Annotated in this window: 14 protein-coding genes; 3 read left to right on the forward strand and 11 right to left on the reverse strand. The window is 64.8% G+C overall.

Features of this window, described 5'->3' with window-relative positions; all coding sequences use genetic code 11:
* Nucleotides 1-47 precede the first annotated feature (47 nt).
* Nucleotides 48-1703, reverse strand: a complete 1656-nt coding sequence (locus EAV90_RS12980; RefSeq protein WP_129143543.1) for a flavin-containing monooxygenase — start codon at nt 1701-1703, stop codon at nt 48-50.
* A gap of 255 nt (nt 1704-1958) precedes the next feature.
* On the opposite strand from EAV90_RS12980, the gene EAV90_RS12985 reads away from it, so the two are divergent.
* Together EAV90_RS12985 and EAV90_RS12990 are read left to right on the forward strand one after the other, a co-directional pair.
* Nucleotides 1959-3092, forward strand: a complete 1134-nt coding sequence (locus EAV90_RS12985; protein WP_129143544.1) for a nitronate monooxygenase — start codon at nt 1959-1961, stop codon at nt 3090-3092.
* A gap of 153 nt (nt 3093-3245) precedes the next feature.
* On the forward strand, nt 3246-4763 hold the full coding sequence (locus EAV90_RS12990; protein ID WP_129143545.1) for an acetyl-CoA acetyltransferase: 1518 nt from the start codon (nt 3246-3248) through the stop codon (nt 4761-4763).
* Nucleotides 4764-4962: 199 nt separating this feature from the next.
* Here EAV90_RS12990 and EAV90_RS12995 read toward each other — a convergent pair whose 3' ends face one another.
* From EAV90_RS12995 to ltnD, 6 genes are all read right to left on the reverse strand, one after another.
* Nucleotides 4963-6165: an efflux RND transporter periplasmic adaptor subunit gene (locus EAV90_RS12995; RefSeq protein WP_129143546.1), complete on the reverse strand. Its 1203-nt coding sequence runs from the start codon at nt 6163-6165 to the stop codon at nt 4963-4965.
* A complete protein-coding gene (locus EAV90_RS13000; protein WP_129143547.1) occupies nt 6152-9331 on the reverse strand; it encodes an efflux RND transporter permease subunit in 3180 nt (1059 codons plus the stop codon). Before EAV90_RS13000 ends, EAV90_RS12995 begins: the two co-directional genes overlap by 14 nt.
* A gap of 169 nt (nt 9332-9500) precedes the next feature.
* Entirely contained in the window at nt 9501-11192 is a 1692-nt protein-coding gene (locus EAV90_RS13010) for a methyl-accepting chemotaxis protein (protein ID WP_129143548.1), read from the reverse strand.
* A 168-nt stretch (nt 11193-11360) separates the two neighbouring features.
* Nucleotides 11361-12635, reverse strand: coding sequence for a 3-oxo-tetronate kinase (gene otnK / locus EAV90_RS13015; RefSeq protein WP_129143549.1), 1275 nt, complete (start codon nt 12633-12635; stop codon nt 11361-11363).
* Complete coding sequence (gene otnI / locus EAV90_RS13020; protein ID WP_129143550.1) at nt 12632-13414, reverse strand: 2-oxo-tetronate isomerase; 783 nt, start codon at nt 13412-13414, stop codon at nt 12632-12634. Before otnI ends, otnK begins: the two co-directional genes overlap by 4 nt.
* 15 nt (nt 13415-13429) lie before the next feature.
* Nucleotides 13430-14347 carry an L-threonate dehydrogenase gene (gene ltnD, locus EAV90_RS13025; RefSeq protein ID WP_129143551.1) on the reverse strand — a complete coding sequence of 306 codons (918 nt, stop codon included), beginning with the start codon at nt 14345-14347 and terminating at the stop codon, nt 13430-13432.
* Between the two features lie 102 nt (nt 14348-14449).
* On the opposite strand from ltnD, the gene otnC reads away from it, so the two are divergent.
* A complete protein-coding gene (gene otnC, locus EAV90_RS13030; RefSeq protein WP_164936894.1) occupies nt 14450-15124 on the forward strand; it encodes a 3-oxo-tetronate 4-phosphate decarboxylase in 675 nt (224 codons plus the stop codon).
* A 234-nt stretch (nt 15125-15358) separates the two neighbouring features.
* Here the strand turns inward: otnC and EAV90_RS13035 are convergent, their stop codons facing one another.
* Genes EAV90_RS13035 through EAV90_RS13050 form a run of 4 tightly spaced genes read right to left on the reverse strand, consistent with a single transcriptional unit; the run spans nt 15359 to nt 18636 of the window.
* Entirely contained in the window at nt 15359-16063 is a 705-nt protein-coding gene (locus tag EAV90_RS13035; RefSeq protein WP_122404268.1) for an ABC transporter ATP-binding protein, read from the reverse strand.
* Nucleotides 16047-16778, reverse strand: coding sequence for an ABC transporter ATP-binding protein (locus tag EAV90_RS13040; protein WP_122404269.1), 732 nt, complete (start codon nt 16776-16778; stop codon nt 16047-16049). The genes EAV90_RS13035 and EAV90_RS13040 overlap by 17 nt, the downstream gene beginning before the upstream one ends.
* Nucleotides 16775-17758, reverse strand: a complete 984-nt coding sequence (locus tag EAV90_RS13045) for a branched-chain amino acid ABC transporter permease (RefSeq protein WP_129143553.1) — start codon at nt 17756-17758, stop codon at nt 16775-16777. Before EAV90_RS13045 ends, EAV90_RS13040 begins: the two co-directional genes overlap by 4 nt.
* On the reverse strand, nt 17758-18636 hold the full coding sequence (locus tag EAV90_RS13050) for a branched-chain amino acid ABC transporter permease (RefSeq protein ID WP_122404271.1): 879 nt from the start codon (nt 18634-18636) through the stop codon (nt 17758-17760). Before EAV90_RS13050 ends, EAV90_RS13045 begins: the two co-directional genes overlap by 1 nt.
* Between the last annotated feature and the right edge of the window lie 56 nt (nt 18637-18692).

Consider the following 18692-nt stretch of genomic DNA (forward strand, 5'->3'; position numbering starts at 1 on the left):
TCTCATTTCGGGGCACCCGCAGGACGAGCCCGGAATGACGGCGCCACCTAGGACGCCGCGGCTTGCGGCTGCTCCTCATGCTTCATCACAAATCCTTCATATCCCTTCGCGGCGACCTCCTCGCAGATCCGCCGGTAAACGCCGACGCCGCCGATATAGGGCATGAAGATGCGCGGCTTGCCGGGGATGTTGGCCCCCATGTACCAGGAATTGGCCTGCGGATAGAGCGTGCCGTGGGCGATCTCGTTGACATGCGCCACCCATCTCTCCTCGGCTTCCCTGCCCGCCTCCATCGTCGCGAGGCCCTGCTTGCGCATGTGGAGGAGGCCGTCTGCGATCCAGTCGACATGCTGCTCGATCGACACGATCATGTTCGACAGGACCGAGGGGCTGCCCGGGCCGGTGATGATGAAGAGGTTCGGAAAGCCCGCGCTCATCAGGCCGAGATAGGTCTTTGGACCTCCCGCCCATTTCTGCTTCAGCGTCTGCCCGCCACGACCCAAAATGTCGATCCTGGCGACGGAGCCGGTCATCGCGTCGAATCCCGTCGCAAGCACCAGCGCATCGACCTCGTGGTCCTTCCCCGCGACGCGCACGGCGTTTGCGGTGATCTCTTGAATCGGATTGATCTTGATGTCGACCAGCGAGACGTTGGAACGGTTGAAGGTTGCGAAATAGTCGGTGTCGACGCAGATGCGCTTGGTGCCGATCGGATGGCTGTTCGGCTGAAGCAGCTTTGCGGTCTCAGGGTCCTTCACGATCTCGGCGATCTTGCCGCGCACGAAATCCGCCGCGGTGTCGTTCGCGGCCCGGTCGAGGGCGAGATTGTTATAGGCGTACATGAAGGTGAGCCCGCCGCGCTCCCAGCGCGCCGAATACTTTGCGCGCCTGACATCGTCGTCGTCATCGAGCGCGCCACGATCCGGCTGCGCGGCATAGATGCCATTGCGGGCGACCTCGCGGGCGAAGCGACGGATTTCGGGATAGTTCCTGCGGAACGCGCTGCGCTCCTCAGCGGTCAGCGCGGCGTTGCGGGCCGGAACGGAGAAATTGGCTGTACGCTGGAACACGGTGAGATGCTTCGCCTGCTCGGCGATGACGGGTGCCGACTGGATGCCCGATGATCCCGTGCCGATCAGGCCGACGCGCAGGCCCGTGAAGTCGACCTCTTCATGCGGCCAGTCGCCGGTGTGGTAGACGGGCCCCTTGAAATCTTCGAGCCCCTTGATGTCGGGCTTGCGTGCATTCGAAAGGCAGCCCGTGGCAAGCACGACGAACTGCGCTTGAACGGTCTTGCCGTCGGAGATCGTCACCGACCAGCGCTCCGCGCGCTCGTCGAACACAGCGCGCTCGACCCGGGTGTTGAACTGGATGTCGCGACGCAGATCGAAGCGATCGGCGACGTGATTGGCGTATTTCAGGATCTCCGGTTGCGGCGCGTAGCGTTCGCTCCAGTCCCATTCCTGCTCGAGCTCTTCGGAGAACGAGTAGGAATATTGCATGCTCTCGACGTCGCAGCGCGCGCCGGGATAGCGGTTCCAATACCAGGTGCCGCCGACGCCGCCGCCCTGCTCGTATATGCGTGCGGAGAAGCCGAGCCCGCGCAAGCGATGCAGCATGTACATGCCGGCAAAGCCGGCGCCGACGACAACCACATCGTAGGCCTCGGCGGCGCGGGCGGGGTTCGATTGCGCTGACGACATTGATTGGCGCTCCCTGATTTTTCTGTTGTTGTACGCCAGCATTTGCTTTCGTCCTCGAAAGCGCAAGAGGCAAATCGGCAGGCTCTGGGCTGCTTATTTTGTAGAGCGGAATGGCTCATCCGCTTCGTGGCGCCTGTACGCAAGATGCGCCGCCAAATCCGGATTGGCATCGCGGGCGACGATGGGCTAGCGTCGCGGGGCCTTCGCAAGCAAAACAACAACAGCAACGCGGAAGGCTGCTGCCGGGAGAGAACCATGAAATCGCCGATCTGCGACATGCTGGGCATCGAATTCCCACTGCTCGCCTTCAGCCATTGCCGCGATGTCGTCGCCGCCGTCAGCCGCGCCGGCGGCTTCGGCGTGCTCGGCGCGACCGTGCACACGCCTGATACGCTCGAGCGCGAGCTGAGGTGGATCGACGATCACGTCGATGGCAAGCCTTATGGCATCGATGTGCTGATCCCCGAAAACATCTCGACCGCGGGTGAGAAGGACGTCACCTGGAAGAGCCTGGAAACGCGCGTGCCGCAAGAGCACCGCGATTACACGCGAAATCTCCTGAAGAAGTACGACATCGAACTGACCACCACCGACGTCGCGGACAACCAGCCGCAACCGTTCGATGCGAAGACCGCGCTTCAGCTGCTGGAGGTCTCCTTCAATCATCCGATCCGGCTGATCGCCAATGCGCTGGGCGTGCCGCCGAAGGCGATGATCGAAATGGGCAAGACGCGCGGCGTCCCCGTCGCGGCGCTGGTCGGCGCCAAGGAGCACGCGCTGCGCCAGGTCGCGGCCGGCGTCGACATCCTCGTGGTGCAGGGCACCGAGGCCGGCGGCCATTGCGGCGAGGTCTCAACCATGGTGCTGGTGCCGGAGGTGATCAAGGCCATCAAGCCCATTCGCGACGTGCCGGTGCTGGCGGCCGGCGGCATCATGACGGGACGGCAGATGGCGGCCTGCATGGCGATGGGCGCGGCCGGCGTCTGGACCGGCTCGGTGTGGCTTGCCACCGTCGAGGCCGAGACCACGGAGATTTTCCGCGAGAAGATGATCGCGGCGTCCTCCCGCGACGCCGTCCGCTCCAAGGGCCGCACCGGCAAGCCGGCACGGCAGCTCCGCTCGGTCTGGACCGATGCCTGGGACCGCGCGCCGGACAGCCCGGGCGCGCTGCCGATGCCGCTGCAGAGCATCATCAGCCGCGACGCCTTCCATTCCATCGACCGAGCCGCCGCGAGCGGCAACGCCAAGGCGCGCGATCTCGTCAGCTATTTCGTCGGCCAGGGCGTCGGCCTGATCGACAGCGTGAAATCGGCGGGTGCCGTGGTGCAGGAGTTCAAGGAAGAGTTCGCCGAAGCCGTCGAGCACATGAATGCGCTGGTGGCGCAGTAGTCACTACATCGTCATTGCGAGGGCAGCAAAGCAATCCAGACTGCCTCCGCGGATCCATTTCTGGATTGCTTCGTCGCCAGCGCAGAATTGCTTCGCAATTTTGTCGCGGGCTCCTCGCAATTGACGAAGCAACTAACGTCGTGAATCGAGATTATGACTGACAAGAACCCCATCTCCGAAGACCGCATCCCCGTCATCGTCGGCATTGGCGAGATCGTCGACCGCCCGAAAGAGATCACCGATGGTCTCGAGCCGCTCGATCTGCTCGAACAGGCACTGCGGCGCGCCGAGGCTGATGCCGGCGCAAAGCTGCTCGGCGAGGTGCAGTCGCTCGACGTCGTCAACTTCCTGAGCTGGCGCTATCGCGATCCGGAGAAGCTCCTGGCGCAGCGCTTCGGCATCTCGCCCGCGCATTGCTATTACGGCCCGGTCGGCGGCGAGAGTCCGGTCCGCTACGTCCACGAAGCGGCCAAGCGCATCGCGCGCGGGGAATGCGGCGTCGCCGCAGTGTGCGGCGCGGAGGCGCAGTCGACCGCGACCAAGGCGGAGCGCGCCGGCGTCAAGCTGCCATGGACGCCGTTCGCCCATGATGTCGAGGAGCCCAAGCGCGGCGCGGCGTTCCAGAAGCCGCTGGCGGTGAAGCTCGGCGTGTTCCGCCCGGTCACGGTCTATCCCTTCTACGAGGCGGCCTCCGCTGCGCATTGGGGCCAGACGCCGCGCGAGGCGATGGCGGAGTCCGGCACGCTGTGGTCGCGCTATTCGGAAGCCGCCGCACAAAATCCCAATGCCTGGCTGAAGCGGCGCTATGTGCCCGAGGAGATCACGACCCCGACCGCCGACAACCGCCTGATCGCGTGGCCCTATAACAAGCTGATGGTCGCCAATCCCAGCGTCAACATGGGTGGTGCCCTGCTGCTCACGAGCCTTGCCAAGGCGCGGGCACTCGGTATCGCGCAAGATAAGCTGGTCTATCCGCTCGGCGGCGCCTCGGCGGAAGAGCCGCGCGATTATCTGTTGCGCGACCAGTTTTACGAGAGCCATCCGCAGAACGCGGTGCTCAGAAGCGTGATGGACCTCGCCGGCGGCGACGGCAGGAAATTCGACGCGATCGAGCTCTACAGCTGCTTTCCGTGCGTACCCAAGATGGCGCGGCGGACGCTGGGCCTTTCTGCCGACGTGCAGCCGACCGTGACCGGCGGCCTCACCTTCTTTGGCGCTCCGCTCAACACCTACATGACGCATGCGGCCTGCGCGATGGTGCGGCGTGTGCGCGGCGGCGCAAGACTCGGCCTGCTCTACGGCCAGGGCGGCTTCGTCACCAAGCATCACGCGCTGGTGGTGTCGAAGACGGCGCCGCGCGAGTCTCTGGCGCAGGAGACGAGCGTGCAAGGCGAAGCCGACCGCAACAAGCACGCGGTGCCGGAGTTCGTCACGGAGGCCTCAGGCAAGGGCAAAGTCGAGAGCTTTACCGTGCTCTACGGCCGCGGCGGCGATGTCGAGCATGGCGTGGTGATGCTGCGCACGACCGATGATCGGCGTACGCTGGCGCGGATTCCGGCGAGCGATAGTGCGACGCTGGCGCATCTGCTCGACATGGATCGCACGCCGGTGGGCTCGCTCGGTGAGATAGCGATGGCTGCGGATGGCGTGCCGGAGTGGCGGGTGGCGTAGCTGACTCAGACAGCAACGTGTACCGCTGGGAGAGAGATGGATCCCGGCGCAGCAGCGCATCATTTCATGCTGCGCTGCGTCCCGGGCACTGGACTGACCTAAAGCGCGATGAGATTTGGATGAATCGTCATCGCGCTTTAGCTTGTTGTTTACGCATGATCTTTCCGGAAAACCGCTTCGCACTTTTCCGGATCATGCTTTAGCTCCGCGGCGGCTGCTTCTCGGACGCGGTCGCCGGCTTGCCCTTGGCGCCGGCGCCAACGACGCGAACCGGATCGCCATCCGACAAGCCATCGGGCGGAGCGGTGATGACGCGGTCATCCGCGGTAATCCCCGAGGCCAGCTCGATCTCGCGGCCGAGATCGCGGGCGATCGCCACCGTTTTGAACCGCACCTTGTCGTCCGCGCCGACGGTGGCCACACGCAGGCCGCTGCCGTTGAAGATCAGGGCGCTGGCGGGAATGCTGAGCGGCGCGGCGTCACGCTGCAGGTTCAGCTTCACACTGGCATAGCCGCCAGGCATCAGCTCGCCTGAGGAATTGTCGAGCCCGAGCTGCATGCGCGTGGTGCCGGAGGCGACATCGACGGCCTGCGAGGAGGCCTCCACCGTCGCCTGGAAGGTCCGGTTTGGATATTCCGGCAGCGTGATGGTGGCCTTGGCGCCGATCTTGATCGCCGGCACGTAGTTCTGGGGCACGTTGACGTAGACGCGCAGCTTGGTGATGTCTGATATCACGAACATCGCCGGACCCGAACCGCCACCGGCATTGATCAGCGCGCCGACGTCGGTGTCGCGCGCGGTGACGACACCGTCGAACGGCGCAGTGATCTTCTTGTAGCCAGCGAGCGCTTCCAGCCGCTCGACATTGGCTTGCCCCGAATTGACGGCCGCCTTCTTGTTGGAGAGGTCGGCGGTGCGTTCGTCGATCTCCTGCGCCGAGACGAAGTTGGAGGCGACCAGCGTCTTGCGCCGGTTGAGCGTTGCCTCCGACAACCTGGCGCTGGCCTGCTGGCTGGCGAGGTCGGCGCGCGCCTGCAGCAGCTGCTGATCGAGATCGGGCGCCTCGATCTCGGCAATCACCTGGCCGGCTTTGACGCGGGCACCGATGTCGGCACTCCAGCTCTTCAGATAGCCCGAGACGCGCGCGAAGATCGGCGCGCGGTAGTAGGCTTCCAATCGGCCCGGCAGATCGATGGTGGCGTTGAGGTCCTTGGCGCTGGGCAGCGTCACCGCCACGCTCGGAACGGCCTGGTCGTCAGTCCATTCCTTCAGCTTGATGCCCTGCTCCTCGCGGGCCCTGATGCCGGTGCCGACGACAAGGCCCGCCGCGATCAACGCCACCACGCCGAAGATGCCCAGTTTCCGGTGCGACACCGCCGAGCGGGGTTCAGTGGGCGACATGCGGAGTCTCCAATGCGGCGGCGGCTTTGACGCCTTGTTTCTTGTGGACCATGCTGAACACCACGGGAACGAACATCAGCGTGGCGAAGGTTGCAAAGATCAGGCCGCCGATCACGGCGCGGCCGAGCGGCGCATTCTGCTCGCCGCCTTCGCCGAGCCCCAGCGCCATCGGCGCCATGCCGATGATCATGGCGAGCGCGGTCATCAGGACGGGGCGGAACCGGACGAAGCCGGCTTCGAGCGCGGCGGCGATGGGATCGCCGAGCTCCTCGTAGCGCTCACGCGCGAAGGAGATCACGAGCACGCTATTGGCGGTGGCAACGCCCATGCACATGATCGCGCCGGTGAGCGCCGGAACCGACAGGGTGGTCTCCGTCGTGAACAGCATCCAGACGATGCCGGCGAGCGCGGCCGGCAGCGCGGTGATGATCACGAACGGATCGGACCACGACTGGAAGTTCACGACGATCAGGAGATAGATCAGCACGACGGCCCCGAGCAGGCCGAACAAGAGTCCGGTGAAGGCGCTGTTCATGGTCTGCACCTGACCGAGCAGCAGCACGGACGAGCCCTTCGGAACCTCCTTGGCGGTGTCGGCGATCACTTTTCGGATGTCGGCGGCGACCGCGCCGAGGTCGCGGCCCGAGGTCGTGGCAAAGATCTGCACCATCGACTGGATGTCGTATTGCGACACCACCGCGCTCGAGGTCGAACGCTTGATGTCGGCGATGCCGCCGAGGATCGGCGACTGCGCGTTGCCGGCAGCCGTGATCGGCAGCGTCTGCAGCGCACTGAGCGAGTCGATCTGGTATTGCGGCGTCTGCATCACGATCGAGTAGGACACGCCGTTGTCAGGATTGAGGTAGTAGGTCGGCGCCACCTGCGAGGAGCCGGCGAGATTGACCACGAGGCTGTTGGTGACGTCGCGCTCGGTCAGGCCGACATATTGCGCGCGGGTGCGATCGACATCGATGTTGAAGGTCGGATTGTTCGGCGACTGCTGGATGCGCGCATCGGCAACGCCCGGAATCTTGCGGACCTTGGCCAGCAGGTTGTTGGCATAGGCGAAGTTGGCGCTGAGATTGGCGCCGCGGATTTGCAGGTCGATCGGCGCCGGCGCGCCGAAATTCAGGATCTGGCTGACGATGTCGGCCGGCAGGAACGCGAAGCTGACGCCGGGGAACAGCCGCGGCAATTGCTCACGCAGCACCTTGACGTGCTCTTCGGTCGGCTTGTGGCCTTCCTTCAGCTTGATCTGGATGTCACCGTCCTGCGGGCCGATCACGCCGGTGTTGTTGTAGGTCATGTTGATGCCGGAGATCGGCATGCCGATATTGTCGGTCATGGTCTCGATCTCGCCGGGGATCAGCTTGCGGACTGCTTTCTGCACGTCGGCGAGCTGATTGGCGGTCTCCTCGACGCGGGTGCCCACTTGCGTGCGGACATGCATCAGGATGTTGCCGGCATCGACCGCGGGAAAGAAATTCCGGCCGAGGAACGGCACCAGCGCGAAGGACGCGCCGACCACGCAGACGAAGCCGATCGCGAACACCGCGCGATGCGCCAGTGCAAGGCCCAGCAGCCCGCGATAGAAGCCGCGGACGCGCTCGAACCGTGCCTCGAAACCGCGCTGGAACCAGACAAAAGGATTGCGCGACTTCGGCGGAGCGCCCTCGTGATGGACATGCGCCTGCAGGAGGTAGTTCGCCATGGTCGGCACCAAAGTGCGCGACAGGATGAACGACCAGATCATCGCGAACATCACCGCTTCAGCCATCGGCACGAACAGGAAGCGCGCGACGCCGGTCAGGAAGAACATCGGCACGAACACGATGCAGATGCAGAGCAGCGATACGAACGCCGGCGTCACGATCTGGTTGGCGCCGTCGAGGATCGACTGCTCGACCGGCTTGCCCTGCTCCAGATGGTAGTTGATGTTCTCGATGGTGACGGTGGCGTCGTCGACGAGGATGCCGACCGCAAGCGCGAGGCCGCCGAGCGTCATGATGTTCAGCGTCTCGCCGATCGCCGACAGCATGATGATGGCGCCCAACACCGAGAGCGGGATCGAGACCGCGATGATGATGGTCGACCGCCAGCTGCCGAGGAACAACAGGATCATGACGCTGGTCAGCAGCGCCGCGATCACGCCCTCGAAGGCGACGCCCTCGATCGCGCCGCGAACGAACACCGACTGGTCGCCGATGAAGCCGATCCTGAGCGCGTCGGGCAACTGATCCTTGACGTCGATGACCTTCTGCTTGATGCCGGCGATGATATCGAGCGTCGAGGTCGCGCCCGCCTTCAGCACCATCATCAGCACCGAGCGGTTGCCGTCGACATGGACGATGTTGGTCTGCGGCGGATTGCCGTCACGCACGGTGGCGACGTCGCGCACATAGACCATGGCGCCGTTGACGGTCTTGATCGGCAGGTTGCCGAGCTCGTCGATCCGAAGCGGCGAGTTATTGAGCTGGATGTTGTATTCGAACTGGCCGATCTTCTGGGTGCCGACCGGCGTGATCAGGTTTTGCGCGGCAAGCGCATTGGCGACGTCCTGGCCGGACAGGCCGCGGGCCTGGAGCGCGGTCGGATCGAGGTCGATCTGGACCTGGCGCTGCTTGCCGCCGAATGGATAGGGAATCGCAGCGCCAGGCACGGTGACCAGCGGGGTGCGAAGCTGGTTGATGCCGATGTCGGCGAGGTTTTGCTCGGTGAGCCCCTCACCTGACAACGCCACCTGGATGATCGGTACGGTAGAAGCCGAGTAGTTCAGGATCAAGGGCGGCGTCGCACCCGGCGGCATCTGCTTGAGCAGCGTCTGCGAAATCGCGGTCACCTGCGCGTTGGCGGTGCGGATGTCGACGTTAGGTTGGAAGAAGATCTTGATGATGCCAAAACCGTTGTAGGAGTTGGCCGTGATGTGCTCGATGTCGTTGACCGTGGTCGTCAGTGCGCGCTGGAAGGGCGTGGTGATGCGGCCTGACATCTGATCCGGCGGCAGCCCGGTATACTGCCAGACCACGCCGATCACGGGAATGCGGATGTCCGGGAAGATGTCGGTCGGGGTCCGCAGCGCCGCGAGCGGTCCGATGATCAGCAGCAGCAGCGCCAGCACGACGAACGTATAAGGCCGGCTCAGGGCAATACGGACCAGAGCAATCATGCGCCAGGAAATTCCAGGTCAGGCAGGGATACGGAATCCGCCCCCACGGGGATCCTCCGTCCCCTTTACCTGAGCACCGCCGGAAACGCTAACCTCCGGCGGCTTTCACGCATTCACTTCCCTGCTACCGCACTGCGGAATCTACATCGCAGCCATGCAGCTGCGCGTCCTACGCCGCACGGACGTTGGCGAGGAACTTGCCGACCTCGGTCTTGAGCCGGTTCGAATCGTTCGACAGCATCTGGGCCGCCGACAGCACCTGCGAGGAGGCTGTGCCGGTCTCGGTCGCACCGCGCTGAACGTCGGTGATGTTGGACGACACCTGCTGGGTGCCCTGCGCGGCCTGCTGCACGTTGCGGGCGATCTCCTGCGTCGCCGCGCCCTGCTCTTCCACCGCCGCCGCGATCGCCGACGAGATCTCCGACAGACGTTCGATGGTCGAGGAAATCTCCCTGATCGCACCGACCGAGTCGTTGGTCGCCGCCTGGATGCCGGAAATCTGCTGGCCGATTTCGCCGGTCGCCTTCGCGGTCTGCTCGGCGAGCGCCTTCACCTCGGAGGCGACGACAGCGAAGCCGCGACCGGCTTCGCCCGCGCGCGCCGCCTCGATGGTGGCATTCAGCGCCAGGAGATTGGTCTGGCCGGCGATGGTGTTGATCAGCTCGACGACATCCCCGATGCGCGAGGCGGCTTTGGAGAGTTCGCTGACGCGCTCGGTGGTGGCACGCGCCTGGCCGACGGCATCGCCCGCCATCCGCGCCGATTCCTGCACCTGACGGCTGATCTCGCCGACCGACGACGCCATCTCCTCCGTGGCCGAGGCCACCGATTGCACGTTGGTCGAGGCTTCCTCCGAAGCACCGGCAACCGTGGTCGCAAGCCGCTGCGAGCGGTCGGCGGTCGCAGTCAGGGTCGAGGCGGAGGCCTCTAACTGGCTCGAGGCCGACGACACGGTCTGGACGATCTCCCCGATCATCGTTTCGAATTCGCGCGTGATGTTGTCGACGCGGCGGCCGCGCTCGATCTTGGCCTCGGCATCGGCCGCGGCGGCTTCGTCCGCGGCCTTCTTGGCGATCAGCGCCTCCTTGAAGATCTGGAGCACGTCGGCCATGGCGCCGATCTCGGTCTTCTCGCCGCGATGCGGGACTTCGGCGGAAAGGTCGCCCTTGCCGAGCGCTTGCATCGGCTGGATGATCGAATTGATGCCGCTGGAGACGTCGCGGACGAGGTAGAAGCCGACACTGATGCCGGAGATGACGGCGGCGCCCAGGATGATCGCAACCAGCATGAAGGCGTAATAGAAGGTATCGGCGGCATCCGCAGCGGCCTGATCACCGCCCTTGGTGTTGAGCTCGATATCCTTGGCCAGGATGGCATCGGCCTCAAGCCCGATCTTGTTGACTGTCTTGCTGTCCAACTCGTGCGCGTCGTGCGGGATCTTGTTGGCATCCCGGCGCGACAGCGCCATGACTTCCTGGGTGCCATTCTTGTACTCTTCCCACTTTTTCGACCAATCGCTGTAAAGTGCTCTCTCTTCGGGCGAGGCGATCATACCCTCATAAGACTTGCGGAACTTCGTGTTCGCCTCGACCACTGTTGCCAGGGTTTTCTCGGCCGCAAGCTTTTCCTCCAGTGTCTCCGCCAGCATGTGCTCGCGGATCACGTTGCGGTAGGTGATGGCGCCGGCACGGAGGTCGCCGATCACGCGGACGCTGGGCATCCAGTTCGTGGTGATATCGACGGTGTTGGCGTTGATCGTCCGCATCTTCATGACGGCGAGCAGCCCCATGCCGGCCATCACGACCAGCAGGAACGCCACGACACTGATAATCTTGGCGCGGATGGAAATGGTGGCGAGCATAATCGGGTCTCTTTGTGCTGACGCGGTGGCGCGTCCGGAAACTTTACGAATCAACTAAAAGGAGCGGCACCGACATCCAACACCAGAGCACCTGCGCAAATGTTAACTGCGACTCCGTACGAGTACGGAGCCCAATGAAATGAACAGGCAGCAAAGAATGCACTGTGCTCAGCGCATGAGCATAAGCGCATCGGAGAAAAACTCTCCGCCGCCGAAATTTCCGGACTTCAGAGCGAGCAGCATGTCGCTTTCGGCGCCGACCGCGCGCAGCACCGGAACGCCTGCCGCAATTTCCACTCCCACGAGAAATCCGGGAATCTTCAACCGATCGACAACGGCTCCGGACGTCTCGCCGCCGGCAACGATCAGTCGCCGCACGCCTGATTTGACGAGGTTTTCTGCGATATCGGCCATGGCCTGCTCGATCGCATGGCCGGCGGCGTCGCGACCGTGGCGCGCTTGCAGCGCGGTGACCTGATCGGGTGTCGAGCTCGATGCGATCAGCACCGGACCCTCGCCCAGTCGTGGTCTTGCCCAGTCCAGCGCGCGCTGCACTTCGCCTGCCCCCAAAATGATGCGGTCTGGATCGAGATGAAGCACCGGCATGATGCGCTCGGCGTTGGTGATCTGCTGAAGCGTCGCCTGCGAGCAGCTTCCGGCAAGGCAGGCCGCCAGCCCGCCGACCGCAGCGCCGGTTTCGCCGCTCGGCGACGCCGACTTGACCTTGCCCGTCGACACCAACGCGCGCGCGAGCCCAAGGCCGATGCCGGAGGCACCGACCGAGAGCCGATGTCCGGCGGCGACAAGGCCGATGGTCTCGAGGTCGCGATCGAACACGGCGTCGATGATCGCAGCGCCGATGCCCTTGCCCGCCAGCTCGGCCAGTCGCGCCCGCACGGCATCCGCCCCGCGCGTGACGGTGGCGAGATCGACGAGGCCGATCTGCGTCCTGCTCTGACGCGCCAGCACGCGCACCAGATTGGAATCGCGCATCGGGTTGAGCGGATGGTCCTTCAGCGGGCTCTCGTTGAGCGGCACGGCGCCGACGAAGAGGTTGCCCTGGTAGACGGTACGGCCGGTCTCCGGGAAGGCCGGCGTCACCAGAACGGCACCCTCGCCGCAATCGGCGCGCAGCGCGTCCATGACGGGACCGATATTGCCGGCATCGGTGGAATCGAAGGTCGAGCAAATCTTGAACAAGACGTGGCCCGCGCCGCGGCCGCGCAGCCACGCCTCCGCCGCACGCGAGCGCGACACGGCAAGGCCCGCCTCGATCGAGCGGCTCTTCAGCGACACCACGACGGCGTCGACCTCGGGCAGCGCGAGATCGTCCGCAGGCACGCCGACGGTCTGCACGGTACGCAAGCCAGCGCGCGTCAGCGTATTGGCGAGGTCGGAGGCGCCGGTATAGTCGTCGGCGATGCAGCCCAACGCAAGTGTCACGACTTCACTCCAGCATAAGGCTTGAACCAGGCGAGGCCGTCGGTGGTCTTGCCGCGCGGATTGTATTCGCAGCCGACGAAGCCGGCATAGCCGAGCCGGTCGAGCTCTTCGAACAGGAACGGATAGTTCAACTCCTCGCCGTCAGGCTCGTTGCGCGAGGGAACGCTGGCAATCTGGATGTGGCCGATGATCGGCATCATCTCGCGCAGCCGCATGGTGACGTCGCCATGGATGATCTGGCAGTGATAAATGTCGAACTGGAGTTTCAGGTTCGCGAGCCTCAGCTCCTGGATCAGATCACGTGCGAAGCCGAAATCGTTGAGGAAGTAGCCGGGCACGTTGCGCGCATTGATCGGCTCGATCACGACGTCGATGCCGTGCGGCGCGAAGAATTCCGCGGCCCATGCCACCGATTTGTAGAAGGCCTCGATCGCGACGCGCTCGCCGCGGTTGGCGATGCCGGCCATCAGGTGCAGCCGCTTGGCGCCGGTCGCCTTGGCATAAGGCAGCGCCGTCTCCAGGCTCGCCTTGAGATCATTGAATCGCGCCGGGAGCGCCGCAAAACCCTTCTCGCCGGCGTTCCAGTCGCCCGGCGGCAAGTTGAACAGCGCCTGCGTCAGGCCGTTGCGCCGCAGCCGCTCGCCGACCGCCTCGGCCGGATGCTCGTAAGGAAAGAGGAACTCGACGGCAGTGAAGCCCGCTTGCGCGGCGGCATCGAAGCGGTCGAGGAACGGCACCTCGGTGAACATCATCGAGAGATTGGCGGCGAAACGCGGCATTGCAGATCCTCTTGCTTACTTGTCGCCGGGCAGCTTGACGCCGGTGACCTGCGCATACATACGCGCGACCGACGCATCGTCGTCGCGGCCCATGCCGGCGGCTGATGTCATCAGGAACATCTGGAGCGCTGCGGCAGAGACCGGCACCGGGAATCTGGCGCTGCGCGCCATGTCCTGAATGATGCCAAGGTCCTTGACGAAGATCTCCACCGCGCTTCGCGGTGTGTAATCGCCGTCCAGCACATGCGGCATGCGGTTCTCGAACATCCAGGAATTGCCGGCGGATGCCGTGATCACCTCATAGACCTTGCGGATGTCGAGGCCCTGCCTGGCCGCAAAGGCCATGGCTTCGCTGGCGGCAGCAATGTGGACGCCCGCGAGAAGCTGGTTGATCATCTTGAACGCCGCGCCCTGTCCGGCGGCATCGCCGAGCTCGTACAGCTTTGCCGCCATGGCATCAAGCGCGGGCCGCGCCTTGGCAAAAGCGGCGGAGCTACCGGAGGCGAGAATCGTCAACTCGCCTTGCGCGGCGCGCTGGGCCCCGCCCGAGATCGGCGCATCCAGATAGTGCCGGCCGGTCGCCTCCAACTGCTTGGCGAGGCGCCGCGCCACGTCGGGATCCATGGTGGCGGAGGATATGAAGACACTGTCCTTCGGCATGGTCTCGGCGGCACCATCCTTGCCGAACAGGATCGCCTCACTCTGCGCCGCATTGACGACGACGCTGACGACGATATCGGCCTCCTTGGCCGCTTCGGCCGGGGTCCTGGCGCCCGCGCCGCCATCCTTCACGAAGCGCGCGACGGCATCCGCCGAGACGTCGCAGCCGGTCACGGCATGGCCGGCGCGCTTCAGCGAGGTCGCCATGCCAAAACCCATCGAGCCGAGCCCGACGACGGCGATACGCTGATTTTGTGACGTGGAGGCGGACATGCAACTGACCCTTGAACGTTTCCCGAATAGCCGCCCTTTGCGGCAGCCTGGCAACCGAATATCACGGCTTGGCCGCGCTGCCAAAGCGTGAGACAAGCAGGCATGACGGCCATGAGCAACGAGACATTGCTGCGCGAGGATATCTGCCGCTTCGGGCGGTCCCTGTTCGAGCGCGGGCTGACGCCGGGCTCCTCCGGCAATATCAGCGTCAGGCTGGACGATGGCGGCTGGCTGGTGACGCCGACCAACGCCTCGCTCGGCTTCCTCGACCCTGCGAAGCTGTCGCGGCTGGATAGCCGAGGGCAGCTGGTCTCGGGCGATGCGCCGACCAAGGAAGTTCCGCTGCACACCGCGCTCTACGACACGCGCGGGAGTGCGCGGGCGATCGTGCATCTGCACTCCACCCATTCGGTCGCGCTTTCGATGCTGCCCGAGATCGACCCGCGTGCCGCGCTGCCGCCGATGACGGCCTATTACCTGATGAAATGCGGCGCCACCGCGCTCGTGCCCTATTACCGCCCGGGCGACCCGGCCGTTGCGGATGCGATCAAGGGTCTCGCCGGGAAATATTCATCCGTGCTGCTCGCCAATCACGGCCCGGTCGTCGCCGGCGACACGCTGGAGGCTGCGGTGTTCGCCACGGAGGAACTGGAGGAGACGGCGAAGCTGTACCTGCTGCTGCGCGGGATGAACCCGCGGTACTTGTCGCCGGAGCAGGTGAAGGATCTGGTGAAGGTGTTCGGGGTAACGCTGCCCGAGGATGGGCACGGGCATTGAGCCCGCCTCCCTGCTCGTCATTGCGAGCCAACGGGTCCGCGCGAAGCGCGGCCCGATGACAGGCTCCGCGAAGAAATCCAGAGTCTTTCCGCGGAGAGATTCTGGATTGCTTCGCTACGCTCGCGATGACTGAGATTGTGGCGATCATCGTAGCCCGCATGAGCGCAGCGACATGTGGGACGGCCTGTCCCGGATATCGCTACGCTCATCAGGGCTACGGCAGGGCGCTTGTGGTTACAGCCCCAGATACGCCTTCCTCACATCCGGATTGCCCTTGATCTCCGCGGACGGGCCCTGCATCAGCACGCGGCCGGTCTGCAGGATGTAGGCGCGGTCGGCAATCTCGAGGCATTCGGCCATGCGCTGCTCGACGATCAGCACGGTCATGCCGGCGTCGCGGATGCGCTTCACCGCCTGGAAGATCTCGTCGACCAGCTTCGGCATGATGCCCTGCGACGGCTCGTCCAGCATCAAGAGCCGCGGGCGCGTCATCAGCGCGCGGCCGATGGCGAGCATCTGCTGCTCGCCGCCGCTTAGCGTCTCGGCGCGCTGCTCCAGGCGCTCGGAGAGGCGCGGAAACAGGTTGAAGACGAGATCGAGCGGCCCCTCGCGGTCGGCTTCGCTGCGATAGAGGTAGCTGCCGAGGCGAAGATTGTCGCGCACGGACAGGCGCGGGAACAGGCGGCGGTTTTCCGGCACATAGGCGATGCCCGTTGCGGTGATGTGATGCTGCGCCATCCCCTCGAGGCGCTTGCCGTCGAACGTCACCGTGCCAGAACGCGGACGTTCGGCGCCGGCGATGGATTTCAGCAGCGTCGACTTGCCCGCGCCGTTGGCGCCGGCGACGCAGACGATCTCGCCCTTCTCGACCTCGATCGAGACCGCGGAGATCGCGACCAGGCCCTGATAGGCCGTCGTGACTTCACGCACCGACAGCATGACGATCTCCGAGATATGCGCTGATCACCTTGGGATCGCGGACCACGTCGGCAGGCTTGCCCTCGACCAGCACCTTGCCGAGGTCGAGCACGATGGCGCGGTCGACCAAGGGCATCACGATCTCCATCACATGCTCGACCATCAAGACGGTGATGCCGGCATCGCGCACTTTGCGCACCAGCGCGACGCCGGTCTGCGCCTCGGTCGGCGTCAGGCCGGTGAGGACTTCGTCGAGCAGCAGCAGCTTTGGCTCGGTCGCGAGCGCGCGCGCGACTTCGAGGCGGCGCTTCTCGGCCGGCACGAGGTCGCTCGCGAGCACGTCCGCGCGCCCGGCAAGTCCGGTGAACTCAAGCACCTCATGCGCCTTGCGACGGGCTTCGCGCATCACGGTATTGCGCACGAGCGCACCGACGATGACGTTGTCGACGACGGTCATGGTCTCAAAACTCTTGACCACCTGGAAGGTGCGGCCCACTCCGCGCTGGCAGCGCTCGGCCGCCGGCATGTGGGTGACATCCTCGCCGTCGAACCAGATCGAGCCTTGGGTCGGCGGCAGCACGCCGGCGATGAGGTTGAACAGCGTCGACTTGCCGGCACCGTTCGGACCGATCAGGCCGACGATTTCGCCGCGGCCGACCGAGATCGAGACGTCGCTGTTGGCGACCAGGCCGCCGAAGCGCTGCCAGACGCCGCGGGTTTCCAGGAGTGCGGTCATCGCGTGGCTCCCTTCGGTTTTGCACGGGAGAACAGGCTCACCAAGCCTCGCGGCAACGCCAGCGAGATCGCTACGATCAGCGCACCATAGACGATGAGATCGACGCCGCGACCGGAGCCGCCGATATAGGAGCGCGTCAGCTCCGTCATCGGGATCAGGATGGCGGCGCCAAGCACCGGCCCCCAGAGGGTGCCGATGCCGCCGAGCACGGCCGGCAGCGCCATCAGCAGCGAGAACTGGAAGCCCATCACGCTTTCAGGATCGATATAGGCGAGGAACTGCGCATAGAAGGCCCCGCCGATGGCGACCAGGAAGGCGGAAACGGCGGCCGCGCCCATCTTGGAGTTGAACACGACGACGCCGAGGCTCTCGGCCGCCTCCGGATTGTCCTTCACTGCGCGCCACCAGAAGCCCCATTTGGAGTCCTCCAGCCACCAGGTGACGAACCAGGCGAGGCAGCAGAGCGCCAGCGCGAAATAGAAGTATGGCAGCTTGGTGCGCAGGAACTGGAATTTCAGCCAGCTGTCGCCGCGGATCGGAACGGTGATGCCCATCGCGGCTCCCGCCCACTCCCAGTTCTGGAACAGCAGCAGGCCAATTTCGGCAATGACGATGGTCGCGATCACGAAGTAATGGCCGCGCAGGCGGAAGAAGGGATAACCGAGTCCCATCGCGATGAGTGCGGCGATCACGCCGCCGCCGAGCATGCCGAACCAGGGCAGCACGCCGAACTTGGTGAACAAGAGCTCGGTGGTGTAGGCGCCGATGCCGAAATAGAGCGCGTGACCCAGCGAGATCTGGCCGCAATAGCCGGACAGGATGTTCCAGCTCTGCGACAGCGCCGCATACATCAAGGTCAGGATCAGGATGTTCTGGACGTAGACGTCCTTGATGAACAGCGGCGCCAGCGCCGCGAGCCCGGCCAGCACCGCGGCGATGATGAGGTCGCGGCGGCGCCGCGCAGCGAAATTCTTGTCCATCACATCGATCCGAACAGGCCACGCGGCCGAATGAACACGACCAGGAGATAGACGGCGTAGATGCCGACCGACTTCAGCGATGGCGGCAGCACCAGGGCCGTAACCGCCTCGACGAGGCCGACGATGATGCCACCGGCGAAGGCGCCGAACACGCTGCCGAAGCCGCCGAGCGCCACCGTGACATAGGCGATCAGGGCGAAGGACGCGCCGACGTCGGGATAGATGTAGAAGAACACCGCCATGATCGCGCCGGCGAGACCGACCAGTGCGGCACCCAAGCCCCAGCCGAGCGCGAACACGCGGTTCTTGTCGATGCCGACGAGGGCGACGGCGCCGGGATCCTCACGCGTCGCCTCCAGCGCGCGGCCGAAATCGGTGCGATTGATGAAGAAGTAGAGGCCGGCAAAGGCGAGAATCGAGACCAGCGCGCCGATCAGCTGCGGCTCCGGCAGGAAGATGCCCGCGATCGACACCGTCTTGCCGCCGAGCCAGGACTGCGGAATGCTGCGATAGTCCGGCGTGAAGAAGAATTGCGCGAGGCCCCGCATCACGATGGCGAGGCCGAAGGTGGAGAAGATCTGCACCATGCCGGCATTGGCCTTGGCCCGCATGGCGAAGCGTACAACGAGCAGGTAGACCACTGCCCCGAACACGAAGAGTGCCGCGGCGACCAGCGGCGCCGACAGCAAGGGATCGATGGCAAAGAATGCGAACAGGAAGAAGCTCGCATACATCGCGATCATCAGGAACTCGCCATGGGCGAAGTTCACGACGTCCATCAGGCCGAAGATCAGCGCAAGGCCGACCGCGATCAGTCCATAGAGCAGGCCCATAAGAAGGCCGCTCGCGAGACTTTGGATAATGGCTTGGGCTGTCAAAAGTCGTCCCCCACAAATGACTGGATAAGCGCGGAAACTACCTCCTCCTCATTGCG

The organism is Bradyrhizobium vignae (genome assembly GCF_004114425.1).
Classification (GTDB): domain Bacteria; phylum Pseudomonadota; class Alphaproteobacteria; order Rhizobiales; family Xanthobacteraceae; genus Bradyrhizobium; species Bradyrhizobium vignae.